This window comes from Micromonospora sp. NBC_01638, from assembly GCF_045209745.1.
Classification (GTDB): Bacteria; Actinomycetota; Actinomycetes; order Mycobacteriales; family Micromonosporaceae; genus Micromonospora.
The window spans coordinates 1548144-1568753 of sequence record NZ_CP109273.1; the positions used below are offsets into that span (position 1 = coordinate 1548144).

Sequence of the window (20610 nt, forward strand, 5' to 3'; positions counted from 1 at the left end):
ACGTTCCAACGTCTGCCAGGTGGTGCCGCCGGCGGGCCGCTCAGAAACCGGCGGTACAGCTACCGCTGCTCGCGGTGGCCGCGCAGGGCGCAGGCCAGGAGTACGAGGAACGGCTGAGCCCCGACGGGTATTGGCGTTCACCGCGTCTCTCCGGCCCGCTCGCCGCCTTCTGCCGGTGTCAGCATCTCCAGCTGGGCGTACACCAGCTCGTCGATGAGCCGGTCCACCTGCGCGGGCGACAGAAGCACGGTCTGCGTCGCGCCGTATCGGGTCGCATCGAGCTTCACGGCCAGGTCCCGACGGGCGAACCGGTCGACGATCAGTTGGACGGTGACCCAGCCGGTCCGCTCCCGTCCGATGGTGGAGAGAAGCCCGCGGTGCATCGGGTCGTTCGGTCCACAGCCTCGACACCAGACCGGGCACACGACCGGCGCGACCGACGACGGCGACCGACCCTCTGGAATGGCAGCGCCCTCACTCATCGCCGGCCCCCTGCTGTCCGGTGGCCTGTGCCAGCGATCCGCGAAGTTGCTCGACGAGTTGGGCTGTCTGCGGCAAGGACAGTTCCGCCCAGGCGTTCCCGGCCCGGCACGTCACATGAACACCGACCATGGGACGACCCAGAGCCTCACTGCTGATGAGGTACGTGACGACAAGGCCACCCGCCCGACTGTCGCCGGCCCGCTCCATCGGGCCGCGATGACGGCGGGCCATGTGCGTCATCACCGGCGGCACCAGGTAGCCGCAGCGATCTGGGGCGCACCAGTCCGGGTGGCTTGTGACGGCGGCCGGCTTGTTCGTACGACTCATCGCGGCCACCGCCCGCCGTTGCCTCGGAAGAGCTGGGCTCGCGTCATCAATGGTGCGTATCGGAGTGCAGGCAACTCACGGGTGACAGCCGCGGACCACCGCAGCGAGGAGGTCGTACACGCCGCGAGAGGACTCCACGGAACGTTGCCGCTGGCGTACCGGGCAGATGGGCGCCTCCGAGAACACCAGGACGAGAACCAACGGTGTCGACGATGGGAGCCGGACATCGCACCTCCACAGGTAGACGGGGGGGCCGGTGGCCAGCCACGGGGGATGCGGCCAGCCACAGGCCCGAATGAAGGCACGGCGCACCGTCCGACGCCGGACGGGTCGGGTATCGCCGAGCCAACTTGTACGCGCGGCTACCGCAACCGGTCCGACAGGACGCCGCGCATCAGGTGCTATCAGAGGCGGCACCAGACCACTCCTGACACGGACCGTGACCCCAGCCGTGCCCAACGAAAGGTATCTACAAGTGGACGAGTTGTCTAGTCATGGGAATGGATCACTTGGTGGGCACTTGGTAAGACAAGTGCCAGGTACGGTGACCAAGTGCCCACCACGCGCTACGGCCACCGTCGATACCGCAAGATTGCCGACGACCTGAGGACCCAGATCAGGCAGGGTTCACTCCCGTCAGGGAGGCCCCTACCGACAGAGGCCGCGTTGGCTGTCGAGTTCAAGGCAAGCCGCGGAACCATCCGGCAGGCCTTATCGCTCCTAAGAGAGGAGGGTGTTGTTGCGACCCAACAGGGCCGGGGCACTTACGTGGTTGGCCCGAGCAGTCCCCTTGACTTACTCCGAAGCGGCGCCAGCAACGAATCGGGTCGGGTGCGGGACTATCAAGTCCCAGCACCTGAAGACCTGGCAAAAATATTCGGGGTGCCATCAGGGACCCCACTTTGGGTCCGGGAGGTGATCGAGCGTTCTCCCGAGTGCACCTCAAGCGTGGTTCGCGTCTATAGCGTAAGAGGCTAGCCCGATTGATCCAGGCTGCGACCTCTCAATGTCTCCGCATCAGCAACTACCCCTCGGTTGGCGGAAATGGCACTAATCCAGAAGTCTACCTTTGATCGCGCAGTCAAGAATGTGGCAGAGCGCGGCGATACCGACGTCTTTCCCTATCCGTTCGAGAACCATGTTCTCAACGATCAATCAGCAGCCGTTGTGTCGCTCCTCGACAAGATATCGAAGAACTTTAAGGAATATAGCAACTCGGCCATAAACAATTACTCGACTCTCGCGCCAGTTGGGTATACAGGTTTCAGGTGGGCGACACAGATCGATCCACTCTGGAATGCTTACCTGCTTAGCCTCGTACTGGAGCTTGCGCCAGAGATTGAACGGCGGCGCCTGCCGATCGAATCCCAGCAGGTTTTCTCATATCGCTACGTTGACAGCTCGACGGACGGTATTTTTAGTGCAAGCGGATGGCGCGATTTCCAGAATAGGACGCGCGAACTCGCCTCCACCTCGAGCTATGTTGTCACGATCGATATTGCGGACTTCTATTCCAGGGTTTATCACCACCGCCTTGAGAATGCGTTACAGCGGACCGACCCAGGCGGCAACTGCACGAACCAGATCATGTCAATTCTGGGAAAGCTCTCGAACAACACCTCATATGGCCTGCCCGTTGGAGGGCCGGCTGCCCGCCTGCTAGCGGAGCTTGTGTTGGACAGGGTAGACCACCTGATCGCCGCCGAGCCATCGTTGACGTTCTGCCGCTACGCGGACGACTACCGGTTTTTCGTAAACGACATGCAAGCTGCCTACAGGGCAATTGGTTTCGTTTCTGAAAAGCTCCTGAGGAACGAAGGAATGTCGCTTCAGAAAAATAAGACGCGCATCATGACTTCGGCCGAATATCTTGCGATGCTTGATCCGATCAGCCCTCCAGCTGGTAGCGCGTCAAAATTTCTAGGGCTCCACATTCATTACGATCCCTACTCACCGACTGCGGACGACGACTACGAACGTCTGAGAGATCAGCTAAATGAGTTCGACATTCTCGGGCTACTACGCGATGAATTGACAAAGGGCCGCATCCATGTAGCTCTAGCCCGGCGTTTGATTGGCGCCTTGGATCTGATGGACGACGAGCCGAGAGGTCAAGCCGTTCAGAGCCTTATGGAGAATATAGAGACGCTGGCGCCGGTGATCCCGCAGGTAATGATCGCGGTCCGCTCGTTCGTCGAAAAGTCGACGAATTCGATAGTCGTCGACGCTATTCAGCAACAGATCCGAAACCTGATCACTTCCGGCCACTACCTCTCACGCATCGACCTGAACCTGGCGTACATGATCCGGGCGCTTGTTGGCAAGTATTCACTTGAGAATGAACAGCTCTTGATCAGGCTCTACACTTCATCACATGGTTTCGGATCTGGGATCTCTCCGAATATTCAGCGAGACATCATGCTTGCCCTGGCACGCTGGGACGCTACTTACTGGCTTAGCGACCAGAAAAATTACGTCAGCTCTATTCACCCATGGGTGAAGCGGGCTTTCATCGTCGCTTCTTATGTGCTCAAAGACGAGGGTAAGCATTGGAGAGATGCAAGCAAATCAGGTATGCCGGAATTCGATATTATCGTACGTGATTGGGCAGCAAGCAAGGTCGCCTCTCCGACTTGGAGAGTGCCGATTTGATATCAGCTAAAGACTTCACTCATCAGACATCGGTATGGCGGCAGTGCGCTCCGATGCTTGACCGGGTGGCCCGATGGTTGAACACGCAGCAGATATCTTTGGGTCGAGTGGTAATCAGCGGCTCAACACCCCAACGTAACGCACTGTTGGCCGAGACTGCGTTTCTCACCGCAGCATCTGTTTACGGCTCGACAGGCATCACGGGGCGACGTGCGGCACAAGCAGCTCGTGAGGCTTTGCAGTTTCTCCCCCGTGGCGAGTTCGCGCGCGCGGACCTCGATTACGATGAGTTCTTCGAGGTTGAGAAGTTGTGCGACAAGATCCTGCGCTTCACCGAAGGTCTGCCTTCGGTAACCTTCTCTCCTCAGATCCCCGGTTGCGGCGTAGTCGTGAAGTCGGTAGGAGACATGGCGAGCCCAGGCCAGCTCATAGAGATCAAGACGGTCACTCGCCCATTTCGGGGAAGCGACTTGCGGCAACTGCTTACCTATACGGCGATGCTCTACGCAAAAGGTGAAGTGGTGCAAGACGTCACGCTCTTAAATCCAAGGCGTGCTCGATATGTAACGATGCCAGTGGAGGCGTTGGCGCAAGGATCAAGTGGCAGAGCTGGCGTTGAGCTAATGCAAGATTTGATCAATTCGATGGTGACTCTTCAGGTCTCGGCCTAACGTCTTGAACTACCTCCGATGGGGAGGCTAGGCATGAATCAATACTGTCCGCCAGTCCTAACAGGAGAGCCGTGAAAGCACCTGGCTAGCTCTCAGCCGCACCTACCATCTCGAAGAATCTTCTGATTTCTTCTAGAAGTGCGGCGTCGCCTTGGTAGATCAGGTCGATAGCAGTCGTCACGAGGTTCTGAATTTGACTACGCTCGTCAGTCTCTGCAGTACCTCTTAGGAAGTTAACCATGATATTGCAGTCACCCCCGGCGGGCCGAACGGCGACTTTAGCAATTCCTCCCATTGCGCCAAGCGACCCGGTAATATCCGTTGCTTGCCGCCCGGCGAGGCCTTGAGATGTTGCCGATTTGACGTCGACGGTCGCAGCAGGAGACGAGAACGCGATTTCTTGGAGGCGGTAGCGCTCCAATCGCGCCTGTATGTCATCCAGGTATGTCGGCCAGGACCCGTGGCGCGAGTTAGCTAGTTTCCTCTTGTCGTCCACCACATGACAGTCAAACCCCTCTGCCCCGAGTGTGAGCAATCCGCTCCGAATGCTCCAATGAGGTTCGTTGAGGCTCGGGTGTAGGGAGACGTTGCGGCGGCGGAGCATCGCCTGCGTGACCAACAGTCGATCAAGGTTAACTGTTATTAGCCGATCGAGGTTGGGCGACTCTCCGACATCACCAAGCGACTGAAGGAGCCGCAGGTCAATTACCTCTCCTACGAGTCTCCAAAAATCGTCGTCAACATGGGCAGCCCTAAGCAGAAATGGCAATAGCCATCTAATTTCGGACTCGGATAGCTGAGTCGACATGGTGTGACGCCCAGGAAAAGAGCTTAGAGGATTACCCGCGCTAAGCCACATTATTTGCATGACGCGCTCTATACGCTTTGCGTATTCAGATCTAAAGTTTCGTCGGACTGCCCACACAACTGCTCGGCCGTCATCAACCGAGCCACGCATCATAGCCGATCCACCCACGGCTACCTGATCCTGAAGTTCCGCAACTGCAGGCTGGTCAAGCAGACCCCGCGCCCCGCGAATCCAAACCCTCGCAGCTACGCCGGGGAGGACGGAGGAAGTCTCAGCCGGGGCAGTTCGAGTGGCGAAGCTATCAAGTGACGCGGCATCTGAAACGAGGCACTGACTATCGCCCACGAGCGCGGTAGCCAACTCGGCACGAGTGTCGGGATCCGCCTTAGAGGAGCGGATCCCTAAGAAGACCTCGTTCCCCTTCTCCATTCGGTCGACGTCTTGATAGAGAACGCTCGTCGAATCATTGCGAAGAAAGATGTCCCGCCGCTGATCAGTGCCGTTCTCGCGCCAAGAGACGACAAAGTCAGGAAAAAATGAGTGATTGAAGTGGTCGGTCGCTCTTACATCAAGCGATGAGTCTATTTCAGTCATCTCGCGGGCGATGATGGTCTTAACGTCTCTGATAGCGGCATCGCCCGAGGGTTGGTCCATTGCGTTATTAATGGCTACCTGCAGAGCACTATACATGTCATCGACTCTCCGCAATAATAGCCTGGACGCCCGCGTAGTGTTGCGGGCTCATTAGCAACTCTTCGTGGCGGTCTGAGATCACTATCAGCCAAAGTCTCTTGCTGACCAGCTTAACGACGTCATGATCGATTTCCTGACCCGCAAGCTTCGCGGGGTACTCGGTCAGGGCGCGAACAATTGTCGCTGGCGCGCACAGATCCCTCCAGTCAGACTGTGAGAACGGGTGCCACGTCACCCACATGAACTCGTTTTCCCTATCTAATTTCTCATCTATTGCTCTCTTAGTTGCCGAGTACGAGTGCGCAAGGTACTCGAGATACTTAGCGGGTTGCTTACCCACAGTGCTGTCAGTCTTAACCTCAACGAAGAACGGCTTGCAGGGCGGCTCTATGAAGTGGCCCGCTAGGTCGTAGCTGTCATGCTTGCCGGCCAGATCCAGTAGGCCGACGCGGGTTGGCGCTTCGTAGACCACCCACGGCACGTTGCACCTGGTCGTGTACTCAAGCCACTTCTTGCTAAAGTAGACACCCTTACGTCCCTTTTCATGCTGAACCTCGCCGCCTAGCATCCCGTCACGTTATCGACCAGTTACGTCGCGCAACAGCCCCGTAGGTCTGAATCTTGGGGGCCGGGGGGACCCTCCGGCTCGACAAGTCTCCGTTGTCGCATGGCCACCTATGGGGTCGACCGCAGCCAGGAGCGCTGCAGCGGCGGGGCAGGGACCGATCGGATAGCCGATATCGGACACGGCACAGATAGAAGCCGTCGAGCCAGGACAAGCCGCCATCCGCCGCCTCTCCGTCGCCACACCGATGCACCGTCGACCGATGCACCCCCGCAGTTGGCCGCTACCTCTGTCACATCCGACCCGGCCAACACCGCACGGACCGCGTCCAACCGTTGCTCAACAATCGACAAGGCAACCAGCGCCAATCCCGGCCTCCCCCGAGTCCCGACGCCCTGCGGAGACGTCGGGCCCAGAGAGCCGAAACCGACCACCGTCGCAGATCACCTGGCGGACGCGTGTCGCACATCAGCCCACGGAGGACAGGCCGGTGATTCGCCTCGCTGCCGAATTTCTCTGTTCTGGATCAAGGCGCCGCGCTCCGCGCGGCGCGGGCGGTGAGCCGGCCGGCGGCAAGCCGCCCCGGCCGCCTCCGGCGCCGGGGCGGAGAGCCACCGACTGCCGCCGGACCGCCGCCCCGAACTCCACTGATCCAGACGCAGCACGACCACGGCCAGGCGGCACGGAAGCCGGCAGGTCGACCTGATCGAGGGCGAGGGCTTCCGACTGCCGCGCCAGTCCAACCCCGGGACTGGCTTGCCCCCGAGCTACCTACGCAGCCAGCTAAGCCCGCGGCAGCCTCAGCCGGTGCTCCAAGTGCGATCACGCCGGGCCGGCAACTCCCGGAGCACGGGCGATTCGCAGCCCCCAACGGAGCACTGAGAGGCAAGATCGACCTGCCCACCATCTGCCCACAACCAGTCGTCACAGGCTGGACCCAGCCGGACCCGGCCAGACAAACGACACCGGCCCCCGATCAGCATCTCTGCTGGTCAGGGGCCGTGTCTGCACCTGGTGGCGGGTAGAGGATTCGAACCTCTGAAGCTTTCGCGACGGATTTACAGTCCGCTCCCATTGGCCGCTCGGGCAACCCGCCAGGGCACCCCACCGCGTCGTAACGCGGCAGCGGAAGCAAGGATAGCGGCTCGCCCCGGCACCAGCGCAACCGGGTACGGTCAGGGGGTCGTGCCGCTGGTCGGCGGCCGACGGCAGGCCCAGTCCGCCGGACAGCAGGAGCAGAAACATGGCAGCGAACCCGTCGTTCGACATTGTGAGCAAGGTTGACCGTCAGGAGGTCGACAACGCCCTTCGGCAGGCGGAGAAGGAGCTCGCGACGCGGTTCGACTTCCGCGGCACCGGCGCGGAGATCTCCTGGTCCGGCGAGGAGGCGATCGGCCTTCAGGCGGAGACTGAGGAGCGGGTCCTCGCCGCTCTGGACGTGTTCAAGGAGAAGCTGGTCAAGCGGAACATCTCGCTGAAGTCGCTGGACGCTGGCGAGCCGCGCCCGTCCGGCAAGATTTTCAAGATCGACTGCAAGGTGATCCAGGGCATCGAGACGGACAAGGCCAAGGCGATCAGCAAGAAGATCCGGGACGAGGGCCCCAAGGGCGTGCAGGCGCAGATCCAGGGCGACCAGTTGCGGGTCACCGGCAAGAAGAGGGACGACCTGCAGGCGGTCATCTCGCTGCTCAAGGGCGAGGACTTCGGCGTCGCTCTCCAGTTCAACAACTACAGGTAACGCAGCCCCGGCCGACCTGGTCATCGCGTCGGCCACGCTGCTTCGCCTGGGCAGACGTCGTCACCAGTGGTCGTCCTTCGTCGTTCCGGATCGGCTTTCGACGGCCTGGTGACGGCCTGGACACAGGCATTCGGCGAACCGTGACGAGAGCGCCGGCTCCCTACAAAATCGATGGTGCCAGGCCACTCTTTGGGTTTGGGTGCGCCATGAGCATCACTTTGAGCACCCCGAGCGTTGCTGAGCTGTCCCAAGCGGTGGACGCGCTCAAGGGGTGGCAGTACGACGGGGGACCGCTGCATCTGCATTCCGGCGATCTCGGCTGGCACTCGTTACGTGGTGCCGAGGCTACGGCCGCTGCCATCCGGATGTGGTCGTGCGACGGGGAGGTTCTCGCGATCGGGCTGCTGGACGGCCCCGAGCTGGTGCGCATGGCCGTCGCTCCCAACTGGCGTGATGACGAGGCACTGGCCCGCCGGCTCGCCGCTGATCTGGACGATCCGGCGCGTGGTGTCCTGGCTCCCGACAGCGCGACCGTCGAAGCCCGAGGTGCGGAGTTCCTCACCCAGTTGCTGCTGAAGCGGGGTTGGGAGCGGGATGAGCCGTGGACAACGTTCCACCGCAGTCTCTCGGGCCCGGTGGAGGACTGCGGTCTGCGCGTCGAGACGATCGAGCCCGATCGCGCCGAGGTGTGGGTCGCCGTCCACTGGTCCGCGTTCCGCGGGTCGCCCTTCACCGATGCCGACCGACGCCGCACGGTCGGACGTTGGCTCGCCATGGTTGGTGGCCCGTTCTACGGTGACGCACGCTGCCTCGCCGCATTCGACGAGAACGACGACGCCGTGGCAGTGGCGGCTGTGTGGTCAGCCGGCCCGGGGCGGCCAGGACTGCTGGAACCGATGGGCGTCCACCGCAGTCACCGAGGCCATGGTTACGGCACGGCGATCACGCTTGCCGCCGCTGCGGTCCTTCGCGACATGGGTTCGTCCAGCGCGAGTGTGTGCGTGGAGAGTGCCAACGTCGGCGCCGTCGCTACCTACGCCTCGGCCGGCTTCACGCCATCAGCTGAGGTGGCCGATCTGCGCCGCGGTTCCCGGTGAACACCGGGCGAAGGTGTCTGGCCGCGCGGTGCGCTGGCCGTGTCGGGGAGGATCATGCTCGTGGCTGACCACCACAGATTGACCCCGGCGTCGGGCTGGGTCGGTCTCGATCAGGGTGTCGTCAAGTCACTGGCAGTGTCTGGCGGCCTCGGTGGCCAGCAGCGACGCTGTCGCCGAGTACAGGACCTTGGCCATGAGCCGAGGGTACGAGCGAGGCTCGGGTTCCTTGATGTCGAGGTGTCCGCCAGACGGGGATACCCCGACATCAAGGAATTCGAGTGGATCACGCCCGAGTGGATCAGGGCTGACGGGTCAGACGGTGACGGGCTGTTCGGTGCGTACCGCCGTGCTTTCCGCGCGGGCGATGGGCCCGGCGGGCAGCGCCGCGACCGCGGCCCCGACGGCGACCGCCGCCCCGGCGAACAGGAACGCCCACGGGACGCCACCGGCGTGATCCACGATCAGGCCGGCCACCGAGCCGCCGGCGGCGCTCGCCGCCACCGCCACGGTGACCACCCAGGTGTACGCCTCGTTCAGCATGCCAGCCGGGGCGATCCGACCGACCAGGGTGTTCTCCAGGGTCAGTGCGGGCGCGATGGTGGCCCCGCCGACGACCAAGGCGACCCCCAACGCCAGCGGGGTGGGCATCAGCGCGAACACCACGAAGGTGCCGGCCAGCGCACCGAGCAGCAGGGCGAATTGCCGGGTCATGTTCGGTGCCGGCTTCCGGGCGCCGAACCAGAACCCGCCAGCGGCGCTGCCGATCCCCCAGACCGCCAGCAGGATCCCGGCCAGGCTCTCCGGGTCGTCGGTGGCGGAGTTGCCGGCGTAGGCCGGGACGGTGACACCGGCGGCGCCGAAGGCGATGCCGAGCCCGGCCACGCAGAAGAGCAGGGCCGGGAAGCCGGGGACCCGCAGCGGGCCGAGCCCTCGCGCGTGGTGCTCGCGCGGGTGCGGGCGCCAGCCGCGCATCACCCGGCCGAGGGCCACGGCGGTGGTGCCGACCAGGGTGACCACGGCCGCCCCGATGAGCGCGGCGGCAGCGTCCGCGAAGATGACGAAACCGGCCACGAGCAGCGGGCCGAGCACGAAGACGATCTCGAACAGTGAGGTCTCCGCGGCCAGTGCGGTGTTGCGCAGGGCGTACCGGCCGGAGTTGGGGCCGGTCAGCTCGTTCCAGGCCCCGCGGATGGCGGCGGTGAGCGGCGGGTACGTCGCACCGGCGACACCGGCGGCCAGGTAGATGGCGGCCAGGGCGTCGTTGCCCGACCGGCTGGCCAGCAGCAGCCCGATGAGCGCCAGCGGATGCGCGACGGCGGTGACCAGCAGGACCGGGCTCGGGCCGACCCGGTCGGCGATCCGCCCGGCCACCGGGCTGATCGCGGCACCGGCGATGGCGTAGATCCCGCCCGCGACGGCGGCGAGCGCGTACCGCCCGGTCACCTGTTCGACCACCAGGAGCAGCGCCAGCGGGGTCATACCGATCCCGAGCCGCCCGATGATGCCGGTGACCAGCAACATCGGGGCGCCGGGGACCCGCCAGACACCCAGGTACTGACGCAGCGCGGCCACCGAACCTCCAAAGGATGTAATGAGCGTTAGCCGTTACGACCCTAAGCCGCGTGGTTGGCGGGCAGAACCGGATATCGCGACCGACACAGCACTCCGCCCGTACCCGGATACGACCGGGGTACGGGCGGAGGCGTGAATCAGCGGGTCAGCGCTGGAACTGCACCGGCCCCGCGTTGGCGGCCATCTGCTCCAGCCGGGCGACGCGGTCCTCCATCTTCGGGTGGGTGGCGAAGAGCGCGGACATGCCACCGCCCCGGAACGGGTTGGCGATCATGAGGTGCGCCGTGCTGGTGAGCTGGCCCTGGGCCGGCAACGGCCGACGTCGAGCCACCGCATCGATCTTGCGAAGTGCGCTGGCCAGAGCCAACGGGTCACGGCTCAACTCAGCGCCCGAGGCGTCGGCCTGGAACTCACGGCTCCGGCTGATCGCCAACTGGATGATGCTGGCCGCGATCGGGCCCAGGATCAGGGTGAGCAGCAGCACAGCCGGGTTGGGCCGGTCCTCGTCGTCCCCACCGCCCAGTGGGATGAAGAAGGCAAGGTTCGCCAGCAGGGTGATGATGCTGGCCAGGCCAGCCGCCACGCTGGAGATCAGGATGTCCCGGTTGTAGACGTGTGACAGCTCGTGCCCGATCACACCGCGCAGCTCGCGGTAGTCGAGGATCTCGGTGATGCCCTGGGTCACGCAGACCGCCGCGTGCTGCGGGTTACGACCCGTGGCGAACGCGTTGGGCTGCGCGGTCGGGCTGACGTACAGCCGCGGCATCGGCTGCCGGGCCTCGGCAGCCAACTCCCGCACCATTCGGTACAGCTCGGGGAACTGTGCCTCGCTGACCGGTTGCGCCCCCATCGAGCGTAGTGCGATCTTGTCGGAGTAGAAGTAGGAAACGCCGTTCATGACCAGAGACACGACGACAGCGATGACGAGACCCCCGCTGCCGCCGAACCAGTAGCCCACCGCGAGGATCAGGGCGCTGAGCAGGCCAAGCAGCGCTGCGGTCTTCAAACGGTTGTGGTGCACGATCTCTCCTTCGGTGCACGGATCGCCGGGATCCGCTGACCGGTCCAACAACCCGGTACCCGTCAACCATCCGTCTCAACGCTGAGAGTTCACTGAGACTGCCGGGTCGACCTCTGTGCGGTCAGCGACCGGCCAGGTCGAGCACCAACTGCGGGGCGACGCCGAGCACCACGGCGGCCACCGTCGCCACCGCCAGCACCACGCCCACCACACCCACCACCGGTACGGCCGTCGCACCGCCGACATCCGCCGGGGCGGCGAGGGGCGTAGGCGCCCAGAGTGCGGCGGCCACCCGCAGGTAGTAGGCCAGCCCGATCACCGCGTTCAGCGCCACCACCAGCGCCAGCCAGGCCGCCCCACCGTCCAGCAGCGCCCGCACCACGGTCACCTTCGCGAACAGGCCGGCCAGCCCCGGCGGCAGGCCGGCAAGACCCACCAGCGCGAGACCGAACGCCGCAGCCCGCCACGGGTGCCGGCGGGCGATCCCGCGCAGGTCGTCGAGCATGCCACCGTCCGCACCCGCCGGGCGCAGCGCCGTCACCCCGGCGAACGCGGCCAGCTCCAACACCACGAAGAAGACGGCGTACGCCATTACGGCGGCGTATGCGGCGGATCGCGCCTCGTCGGTACGGCCGGCGGCCAGCGCCAACGCTCCCAGCGGGGCGAGGATGTAACCGGCCTGCGCGACGGACGACCACGCGAGCAGCCGGACCGTACGCCGCTGGCGCAGGGCGACCAGGTTGCCGACGGTCATGGTGAGCACCGCGAGCAGGGCGAGCACCGGGCCGGTCTGATCCGCCGGCAGCGCCCGCTGCACCACGGCGAGCAGAGCGACCAGGCCGCCCAGCTTCGACGCCGTGGACAGGTACGCGGCCACCGGCAGCGGCGCGCCGTCGTAGGTGGCCGGCGCCCAGGCGTGGAACGGCACCGCCGCCACCTTGAAAGCCAGCCCGACCAGCAGCACCGCCACCGCGGCGGTGGTCAGCGGCAGGTCCCGCAGCTCCGGCCGCTCGGCGAGCAGCGCGCTGAGCCGGTCCAGGTGCAGCCCACCGGTCACCGCGTACAGCAGCGCCGCGCCAAGCAGAGTCAGGGTGGTCGCCACCACGCTGACCACGAAGAAGGTCACCGCCGCCTCTGCGCTGGCGAGGCTCCCCCGGCGCAGACCGACCAGCGCGTACAGCGGCAGGGTCAGCGTCTCCAGAGCGACGATCAGGGTGATCAGGTCGCCGGCCGCGCCGAGCACCACGCCGCCGGTCATCGAGCAGGCCAGCAGGAAGCAGTATTCCCCCACCGGCGACCGCCCGGCCAGCAGCGCGGGCACGGACAGCCCGAGCACGCCCAGGGTGAGCAGCGCCACCACCGCGGCGACAAGAGCGGCGCGGCCACCGAAGATCCAGGAGCAGTCGGGGCCGACGCAGAACGTCCGCCGCTCCCCAGCCGCGCCGACCAGAGCGGCGCCGGCGACGGTGCCGAGCGCGCCGAGCGCGGCCACCACGATCGTGGCCCGTGGCCGGGCCAGGAGCAGGTCGGTGAGGAGCACGAGAACGGCGGTGCCGGCAGCCAGGTAGGCCGGCAGCAGCGCGACGCTGTCCACGCTCTGCACGACGTTCATGTGCGCCTGCCTCTGTTCGCGACTGCGGGGCTCCGCTTCGCCGCACCTCTCGCGATCACGGGGAGACCACCCCAATCAGGGCGTCGACGGGGGCCTCGGCGACGCCGAGGACCAGCGCCGGGGCCAGCCCGATGGCCAACGCCAGCAGCACCAGCGGCACCCAGGCGGTCAACTCCGCACCGGCCAGGCCAGAGCCGACCCGCCCGACGGCGGGGCTCGGCCGGTTGTGGGTGACCTGACGCAACAGCCGCAGGAAGTACGCGGCGGTGAGCGCTCCGCCGACCGCGGCCAGCACCCCGAGGGTGGTCCAGAGCGGACCGCCAACCTGAATGGCCGCGATCACCGCGAACGCCTCGCCCCAGAAGCCGGCCAACCCGGGCAGGCCGAGCGACGCGATCGCCGCGAACGCGAACAGACCAGCCAGCCGAGGCGCGGTCTCCCGCAGCCCGGACAGCTCGGCGAGAGTGCCCGTGCCGGTCCGGTCCTTCACCGCACCCGCCAGGAAGAACAGCAGGCCGGTGATCACCCCGTGCGCGACGTTGCCGATCAACGCCGCCTGGATGCCGGTGGCGGTCAGCGTGGCGACGCCCAGCAGCACGAAGCCCATGTGCCCCACGCTCGAGTACGCGATCAGCCGCTTCACGTCGGCCTGAGCCAGGCAGACCAGCGAACCGATCAGGATCGCGGCGACGGCCAGCACGCCGAGCACCGGCGCCGCCCAACGGGCACCCTCCGGCGCCACTCCCACGGCCACCCGGATCAGTCCGTAGGTGCCCATCTTCAGCAGCACCCCGGCCAGCACGACACTGCCCACCGTGGGGGCCTGGGTGTGCGCGTCGGGCAGCCAGGAGTGCAGCGGCCACAGCGGGCTCTTCACCGCGAACGCCAACGCGAGCAGGGTGAACGCGGCCAACTGGGTGCCCCTGGACAACCCGTCGCCACCGGTCAGCGCCACCACGTCGGCGGTGCCGGCGGCAGCGACCACGACGTACACGCCGACCAGCAGCAACACCGAGCCGAACAGGGTGTAGAGCGCGAACTTGCGGGCCGCCCGTCGCCGCTGCGCGCCACCCCAGCCGGCGATGATCGCATACATCGGCAGCAGGACGACCTCGAAGAAGAGGAAGAACAGCACCAGGTCCAGGGCGAGGAAGGTGCCCAGGATGCCCACCTCGACGACCAACAGCAGCGCGACCAGCGCCCGGCCACTGCCGCCGTCCGGCACCCGCCACATCGTGTACGCGCAGCAGAGCAGGGTGAGCAGCGCGGTCAACACCACCAGCGGCCAGGAGATGCCGTCGACGCCGAGGTGGAAGCGCAACTCCAGACCGGGCACCCAGGGCAGATCCAGTTGGTGCCACGGACGCACCGCCGGCGCGTCGGCCGACCAGGCGAACCAGCCCCGACCGCCGAACACCAGCGGCACCGCGGCCAGCAGGGTCAGCGCCGCCGCGACCGTGCCGACCAGCCGGGCCGCCCGGTCCCGGGGCGTCACCGCCACCGCGACCGCGCCGAGCGCCGGCACCGCCAGCACAGCGACAAGCAACACCTGCCCAAACGTCACTGGACCGCCTTCGTTCGCGACTGCGGGGCTCGCAAGACCGGCTCACTCCTCGCGCTCACGAAGCCCACCTTCGTTCGCGACTGCGGGGCTCGCAAGACCGGCTCACTCCTCGCGCTCACCGGGCCACGCCAATCACGGCGGCGGCCAGCCCGATCAGCAGCGCGCCGGCCAGCACGCCGGCGGCGGCCCGGGGCAGCGCCGCTCGGTGCAGCGCGGCCAGACCGGCGCCCAGACCGGACGCGGCGCGCCCGCTGCCCTCGACCGCGCCGTCCACCACCACCTCGTCACCGGTGCGCGCGGCGCGGGCCAGTGCGCGGACGGGGCGTACGACAAGGGTGTGCTGGACGTCGTCGAGCCGGAACGCGCGGGCGAAGACCGGCCGCAGCGCACCCAGCGCGACCGCCGGGTCGGCGGCCGGGTCCCGACGCCAGCCCAGCGTGACAAGCCCGGCGCCGACCAGCAGCAACGCGAGCGGCAGCAGCACCTCCGGCCCCACGTGGACCAGGCCGTCCTCGGAGCCTGCCACCGGCACGGTGGGGAACCGCAGGCGGTCGGCGAACACCCCGACGAACCCGGCCAGACCGAGCAGCGCGGCCGGCACGGCCAGCAGCAGCACCGGCCAGCGCAGCAACGCCGGCGGATCGTGCGGCCGGACCAGCGGCAGGCGGGGAGCGCCGAAGAAGGTGCGCAGCAACAGCCGACCGGCATACCAGGCGGTGATCGCCACACCGGCCAACCCGGCCAGCCACACCAGCCAGCCCACCCAGGACGGCACCGGACCGGTGCCGTCCAGGGCGGCGGCTTCGGCCACCGTCAGTACGCTGTCCTTGCTCCAGAAGCCGGCCAACGGTGGCACCCCGGCCAGCGCGCCCAGGCCCACCACCGTGCACCAGAACGTCACCGGCATGCTTCGCCGCAGCCCGCCCATCTCCGACATCAGGGTGGTGCCGACCGCGTGGATCACCGCACCGGCGGCGAGGAACAGCAACGCCTTGAACGCGGCGTGGGTGAGCAGGTGGAACAGCGCCGCCGACGGTGAGCCGACCGCCAGCGCGCCCGTCATGTAGCCCAACTGGGACACGGTCGACCAGGCCAGCACCCGCTTGATGTCGTCCTGTGCGGTGGCGGCGAGCGCGCCGAGCAGCAGTGTGATCGCGCCGAGCACCCCCAGCACGGTCAGCGTCACCGGTGCGGCCGTGAACAGCGGGTAGAGCCGGGCCACGGCGTACACCCCGGCGGCGACCATCGTCGCGGCGTGGATCAGCGCGGAGATCGGCGTCGGGCCGGCCATCGCGTCCGGCAGCCACGTGTGCAGCGGGAACTGCGCGCTCTTACCGGCCACGCCGGCGAGCAGCAGCAGGCCGGCGGCGGTCAACGTCACCCCGGAGTGGTCATGGGCGAGCACGTCGGCGATCCGGAAGCTGCCCGTCGACACGCCCAGCAGCGCGATGCCGAGCAGGAACCCGACGTCACCGACCCGGGTCACCAGGAACGCCTTCATCGCGGCGGCCGGTGCGCCGGGCAGTCGGCGGTCGTGGGCGATGAGCAGGTACGAGCAGAGGCCCATCACCTCCCAGCCGACCAGCAACATGAGCAGGTCACCGGCGACCACCACCAGCAGCATGGCGCCGGTGAAGAGGCTGATCTGAGCGGCGTACGGCGGGTAGCGGTGGTCGACGTCGATGTCGTCGTGCGGACCGCGCCGCAGGTAGCCGATCGAGTAGACCTGCACGGCCAGGGCGACCGTGGTGACCGCCACCGCGACCAGCGCGGCGGCGCCGTCCAGCCGTACGCCGAGCGTCACCGCCAGCCCGCCGACGTCGACCCAGGTGGTCGACGTCTCCGTCGCTTCGTCGACCGTCAGCAGCAGCGCGACGGCCAGCGCCAGCGCACCGGCCGCGCCGGTGACCCCGAGCGCGACGGCCGCCCGGCGGGCCCGGTCACCGCCCTGCGCACCCGCGTTCGGCTGAGGCGGGGCCGGCGGCAACAGCAGACCGGCGAGGCCGGCGACCAACGGTACGGCGGGCAGCAGCGCTCCGAGCAGCCCGGTCACCGGCCAGCCTCCGTGTCCAGGACGGCCGGCTCTCGCCCGCCGACGGGTTGCGCCGGCTCGGTCAGCGGCACGTCATCCACCGCCACGGTGGCCCGCAGCCGGTAGAGCTGCAGGACGATCGCCAGCCCCACCCCGATCTCGGCGGCGGCGAGGACGATGACGAACAGCGCGAAGACCTGCCCCGAGTGCGGTAGCACGGCGCGGGCGGTGGTGTCCGCGGTGACGAGGATCAGGTTGACCGCGTTGAGCATCAACTCGACCGACATCAGCACCAGCACCGCGTTGCGTCGGCGCAGCACGCCGTAGACGCCGAGCCCGAACAGCAGCGCCGCGGTGACGTACGGGATGACCGGCCTCACCGGCGCACCCCGGAATCCACAACACCAGGTGCTGCCGTGCCACCGCGTTGCGGGGCTGGTCGGCCGATGTCCGGCCGGGACAGCACCACCGCGCCCACCAGGGCGGACAGCAGCAGCACGGAGAGCACCTCGAACGGCAGCACCCAGGATTGGAAGATCTGCTCCCCCAACCGCTCGGCGGTGCCCGGGCCGGGCAGCGCGACGGTGCTCCAGCGGTACGCGTCGACAAGCAGGACGGTCAGCCCCAGCCCGGCGCCGCCACCGATCAGGGCAGCCGGCCAGCCAGGCCGGTCCAGGTCGTCGGAGGCGCCGATCGGGGCCCGGGTGAGCATCACCGCGAACAGCAGCAGGACCACCACCGCGCCCACATAGATCAACACCTGCACCCAGGCCACCAGCTCGGCGCTGAGCACCAGGAAGTCACCGGCCAGTGCACCCAGGCACACCACCAGGTAGAGCCCCGCGCGGACCAGGTGTTTCGTGGTCACCACCAGCACGCCGGCACCGACCGCCACCGCGCCGAGGGCGAGCAGCAGCACGTCCGCGCCGGTCACCGGGCCGCCCTCGACTCACGTCGCGCGGTCACGACGCCGGGCCTGGGTCGGTGTCAGGCTCGGGGCGTACCGATGCAGGGGCCGGACGGGCGGCAGCCGCCTTGCGCGCGGCGGCCGTCTCCTCCTTGGCCGGCTCGCCGTTGGGGTCGTGCGCGGGCGGCGGCGGGACGGTGGCCATCCACTGACCGAGGTGGTCCTTGTCGTGCAGCAGGTCCTTGATGTCGTACTCGGCGTACTCGAATTCCGGCGACCAGTAGAGCGCGTCGAACGGGCAGACCTCGATGCAGATGCCGCAGTACATGCAGAGTGAGAAGTCGATGTCGAACTTGTCGAGCACGTTGCGCTGGCGGGGGCGGGTGGCGCCGGGCACCACCACCTCCTCCTTGTGCGAGTCGATGTAGATGCACCAGTCCGGACACTCGCGGGCGCAGAGCATGCAGACCGTGCAGTTCTCCTCCGACAGCGCGATCACGCCACGCGAACGGGGCGGCAGGTCGGGGGCCACATCCGGGTACTGCTGGGTGGTCGACCGGCTGGTCATCGTCTTGAGGGTGACCGCCAGCCCCTTCACCAGGCCCGCGCCGGGCAGGCCACGCGCACTGGTGGCGCCGGCCGGGTCACCGTGCTCGCTGGGGTCGGTCATGTCGACCATCCTGCCCTGTGGCCCCGGCGCGCGCGACCACCACCCACAGGTCTGCGGCGGTACGGTGGTCGCGGGGAGAACGACGCACCTGGAAGGACCCGCCCATGACCGCCGCGCTGCAGAGCGACTATCCGCCCGAGAGCGGATGGACGACTGACGATCTGGATGCGCTGCCCGACGATGGCCGCCGCCGGGAACTGCTCGATGGAGTGCTGCTGATTTCCCCCTCCCCCACCCGTACCCACCAGACCATCGCGATGCGTCTTGGTGCCGCGCTCGACGAAGACTGCCCCGACGGCTACGACGTCACCCAGGCGGTCGAGGTGCGGATCAGCCGCACCCGCTCCTTCATCCCGGACGTGCTGGTCACCACGGCGGCCGCGGCAGCTCGTGAGCCGTCGAAGTACGAGCCGCACGAGGTGGTCGTTGCCATCGAGATCGTCTCACCGAGCACCCGCTCGATCGACCGGGTGTTGAAGCCGGCGCTGTACGCCCAGGCCGGCATCCCCTTCTACTGGCGGATCGAGACGGAGGGTGGCGCGCTGGAGGTCGTGACCTACCGGATCGACGCGGTCAACGAGGTCTACGCCGAGACCGGGCGGTGGACGAAGTTCGTCGACACCGGCGAGCCCTTTCCGATCAATCTGCCGATCAGCCGGATCACGCCCCGGGCCCACTGACGACGGTCGGTGGCAGCATCTCGACGCCGAGCTGCTGGAGCAACTGGAACAGCTCGTTGCAGCTCCACACCTCGACGATCCGGCCCGCCGCGTCGAAGCGTAGGAACGTCGCACCGGAGTAGCTGACCACCTGCCCGGTCGGGGGCACCGGCCCGAACTGCCCGGCGTGGGTGCCGGCCGCGCGCCAGTGCACGGCCACCCGCTCGCCGGCCGCCACCACGTCCACGATCTTGTAGCGCAGGTCCGGGAAGGCCGCCCGCCGCTCGCGGTGCCAGGCCAGCGTCGCCTCCGGCCCGGTGCCGCCCAGCCCCGGGCACTCCTCGGCGATCAACTCGTACGCCGACTCCTCCCGGCGTGCGTTCCACACATCAGCGATGAACCGCCGGGCCGCGGCCTCCACATCCGTCATGACGGCAGGGTAGTCGGGACCACCGCGCATCGGTGCGCGGTAGATCCGTGAGGATGGGGTAGAGACACTGACCACACCGGGAGGGTGACGTGGGCGAGGAAACAGGCGGGAAGTACGTCGAGCCGGGCAGCGAGTTCACCCGCGACCAGCGGTACATCGCCACTCGGATCACCGAGGACGGGCGCGACGGGTACCCGGTGGAGCCGGGCCGGTACCGGCTGGTGGTCAGTCGGGCCTGCCCGTGGGCCAACCGTCTGATCATCGTGCGACGGCTGCTCGGCCTGGAGGACGCCATCTCGATGGCGGTGGCCGGCCCGACCCACGACGCCCGGAGCTGGACCTTCGACCTCGACCCGGGCGGGCGGGACCCGGTGCTCGGCATCGAGCGCATCCAGGAGGCGTACTTCAAGCGCTTCCCGGGCTACGAGCGCGGCATCACCGTGCCGGCGATCGTGGACGTGCCGACCGGGCAGGTGGTGACCAACGACTACGCGCAGATGAGCCTCGACCTGTCCACGCAGTGGGGCGCGTACCACCGCGACGGCGCCCCGCAGCTCTACCCCGAGCACCTGCGGGCGCAGATCGACGAGGTCAACGCCGTGGTCTTCCGGGACGTCAACAACGGCGTCTACCGCTGTGGTTTCGCCGGCAGCCAGGAGGCGTACGACAAGGCGTACCACCGCCTCTTCGACCGGCTGGACTGGTTGACGGAGCGGCTGACCGACCAGCGCTACCTGGTCGGCGACACCATCACCGAGGCCGACGTGCGGCTGTTCACCACGCTGGCCCGCTTCGACCCCGTCTACCACGGCCACTTCAAGTGCAACCGGCAGAAACTGAGCGAGATGCCGGTGCTGTGGGCGTACGCCCGGGACCTGTTCCAGACGCCCGGATTCGGTGACACCACCGACTTCGACCACATCAAGCGGCACTACTACGAGGTGCACCGCGACATCAACCCGACCGGGATCGTGCCGCTCGGCCCCGACCTGTCCGACTGGATCACCCCGCACGGTAGGGAAGCCCTGGGTGGCCGCCCCTTCGGCGACGGCACCCCGCCCCCGCCGCCGGCCGAGCCCGTCGACCCCGCACACACCCCGCTGCGCTGA

General features: G+C 67.3%; 20 protein-coding genes and 1 tRNA gene. 7 read left to right on the forward strand and 14 right to left on the reverse strand.

Translation table 11 applies throughout. The features are described 5' to 3' along the window. Positions 1–137: 137 nt before the first annotated feature. Both OG811_RS07255 and OG811_RS07260 read right to left on the reverse strand, forming a co-directional pair. Complete coding sequence (locus tag OG811_RS07255) at positions 138–383, reverse strand: precorrin-4 C11-methyltransferase (RefSeq protein WP_204942131.1); 246 nt, start codon at positions 381–383, stop codon at positions 138–140. Between the two features lie 91 nt (positions 384–474). Beyond that, positions 475–810 (reverse strand): hypothetical protein, encoded by a 336-nt coding sequence (locus OG811_RS07260; protein WP_406072895.1) that lies wholly within the window; start codon positions 808–810, stop codon positions 475–477. A 552-nt stretch (positions 811–1362) separates the two neighbouring features. Here OG811_RS07260 and OG811_RS07265 point away from each other — a divergent pair. From OG811_RS07265 to OG811_RS07275, 3 genes are all read left to right on the forward strand, one after another. Beyond that, positions 1363–1788 (forward strand): GntR family transcriptional regulator, encoded by a 426-nt coding sequence (locus OG811_RS07265; RefSeq protein WP_406072896.1) that lies wholly within the window; start codon positions 1363–1365, stop codon positions 1786–1788. Between the two features lie 66 nt (positions 1789–1854). Continuing rightward, on the forward strand, positions 1855–3462 hold the full coding sequence (locus OG811_RS07270; protein WP_406072897.1) for an RNA-directed DNA polymerase: 1608 nt from the start codon (positions 1855–1857) through the stop codon (positions 3460–3462). After that, entirely contained in the window at positions 3414–4133 is a 720-nt protein-coding gene (locus OG811_RS07275) for a hypothetical protein (protein WP_406072898.1), read from the forward strand. The genes OG811_RS07270 and OG811_RS07275 overlap by 49 nt, the downstream gene beginning before the upstream one ends. 85 nt (positions 4134–4218) lie before the next feature. On the opposite strand, the gene OG811_RS07280 is transcribed toward OG811_RS07275, so the two are convergent. The 3 genes from OG811_RS07280 to OG811_RS07290 form a co-directional block, all read right to left on the reverse strand. Further along, positions 4219–5631, reverse strand: a complete 1413-nt coding sequence (locus OG811_RS07280; protein ID WP_406072899.1) for a hypothetical protein — start codon at positions 5629–5631, stop codon at positions 4219–4221. Position 5632: 1 nt separating this feature from the next. Next, complete coding sequence (locus OG811_RS07285) at positions 5633–6202, reverse strand: hypothetical protein (protein ID WP_406072900.1); 570 nt, start codon at positions 6200–6202, stop codon at positions 5633–5635. A 1009-nt stretch (positions 6203–7211) separates the two neighbouring features. Beyond that, positions 7212–7295 (reverse strand) — tRNA-Tyr (locus OG811_RS07290). Between the two features lie 147 nt (positions 7296–7442). Between OG811_RS07290 and OG811_RS07295 the strand changes: the two genes are divergently transcribed. After that, the gene (locus OG811_RS07295) at positions 7443–7937 is read left to right on the forward strand and encodes a YajQ family cyclic di-GMP-binding protein (RefSeq protein ID WP_088950253.1); all 495 of its coding nucleotides are present in this window, start codon (positions 7443–7445) and stop codon (positions 7935–7937) included. A 206-nt stretch (positions 7938–8143) separates the two neighbouring features. Next, complete coding sequence (locus OG811_RS07300) at positions 8144–9034, forward strand: GNAT family N-acetyltransferase (protein WP_406072901.1); 891 nt, start codon at positions 8144–8146, stop codon at positions 9032–9034. A gap of 312 nt (positions 9035–9346) precedes the next feature. Here OG811_RS07300 and OG811_RS07305 read toward each other — a convergent pair whose 3' ends face one another. From OG811_RS07305 to OG811_RS07340, 8 genes are all read right to left on the reverse strand, one after another. Next, positions 9347–10606 carry an MFS transporter gene (locus OG811_RS07305; RefSeq protein ID WP_406072902.1) on the reverse strand — a complete coding sequence of 420 codons (1260 nt, stop codon included), beginning with the start codon at positions 10604–10606 and terminating at the stop codon, positions 9347–9349. A 145-nt stretch (positions 10607–10751) separates the two neighbouring features. Beyond that, positions 10752–11627 (reverse strand): zinc metalloprotease HtpX, encoded by an 876-nt coding sequence (htpX, locus tag OG811_RS07310; RefSeq protein ID WP_406072903.1) that lies wholly within the window; start codon positions 11625–11627, stop codon positions 10752–10754. Between the two features lie 121 nt (positions 11628–11748). Beyond that, positions 11749–13239 (reverse strand): NADH-quinone oxidoreductase subunit N, encoded by a 1491-nt coding sequence (locus OG811_RS07315; RefSeq protein WP_406072904.1) that lies wholly within the window; start codon positions 13237–13239, stop codon positions 11749–11751. A gap of 55 nt (positions 13240–13294) precedes the next feature. Then, positions 13295–14803: a NuoM family protein gene (locus OG811_RS07320; RefSeq protein WP_406072905.1), complete on the reverse strand. Its 1509-nt coding sequence runs from the start codon at positions 14801–14803 to the stop codon at positions 13295–13297. Between the two features lie 115 nt (positions 14804–14918). Continuing rightward, positions 14919–16856, reverse strand: coding sequence for an NADH-quinone oxidoreductase subunit L (locus tag OG811_RS07325; protein ID WP_406072906.1), 1938 nt, complete (start codon positions 16854–16856; stop codon positions 14919–14921). Next, the gene (gene nuoK / locus OG811_RS07330; RefSeq protein WP_272613638.1) at positions 16853–17215 is read right to left on the reverse strand and encodes an NADH-quinone oxidoreductase subunit NuoK; all 363 of its coding nucleotides are present in this window, start codon (positions 17213–17215) and stop codon (positions 16853–16855) included. Before nuoK ends, OG811_RS07325 begins: the two co-directional genes overlap by 4 nt. After that, positions 17212–17769, reverse strand: coding sequence for an NADH-quinone oxidoreductase subunit J (locus tag OG811_RS07335; RefSeq protein ID WP_406072907.1), 558 nt, complete (start codon positions 17767–17769; stop codon positions 17212–17214). Before OG811_RS07335 ends, nuoK begins: the two co-directional genes overlap by 4 nt. A 28-nt stretch (positions 17770–17797) precedes the next feature. After that, on the reverse strand, positions 17798–18421 hold the full coding sequence (locus OG811_RS07340) for a NuoI/complex I 23 kDa subunit family protein (RefSeq protein WP_406072908.1): 624 nt from the start codon (positions 18419–18421) through the stop codon (positions 17798–17800). 95 nt (positions 18422–18516) lie between these two features. On the opposite strand from OG811_RS07340, the gene OG811_RS07345 reads away from it, so the two are divergent. After that, the gene (locus OG811_RS07345; protein WP_406072909.1) at positions 18517–19092 is read left to right on the forward strand and encodes a Uma2 family endonuclease; all 576 of its coding nucleotides are present in this window, start codon (positions 18517–18519) and stop codon (positions 19090–19092) included. Here the strand turns inward: OG811_RS07345 and OG811_RS07350 are convergent. Beyond that, on the reverse strand, positions 19073–19501 hold the full coding sequence (locus tag OG811_RS07350; protein WP_406072910.1) for an ester cyclase: 429 nt from the start codon (positions 19499–19501) through the stop codon (positions 19073–19075). The genes OG811_RS07345 and OG811_RS07350 overlap by 20 nt on opposite strands. A gap of 89 nt (positions 19502–19590) precedes the next feature. On the opposite strand from OG811_RS07350, the gene OG811_RS07355 reads away from it, so the two are divergent. Beyond that, positions 19591–20610: a glutathione S-transferase family protein gene (locus OG811_RS07355; RefSeq protein ID WP_406072911.1), complete on the forward strand. Its 1020-nt coding sequence runs from the start codon at positions 19591–19593 to the stop codon at positions 20608–20610.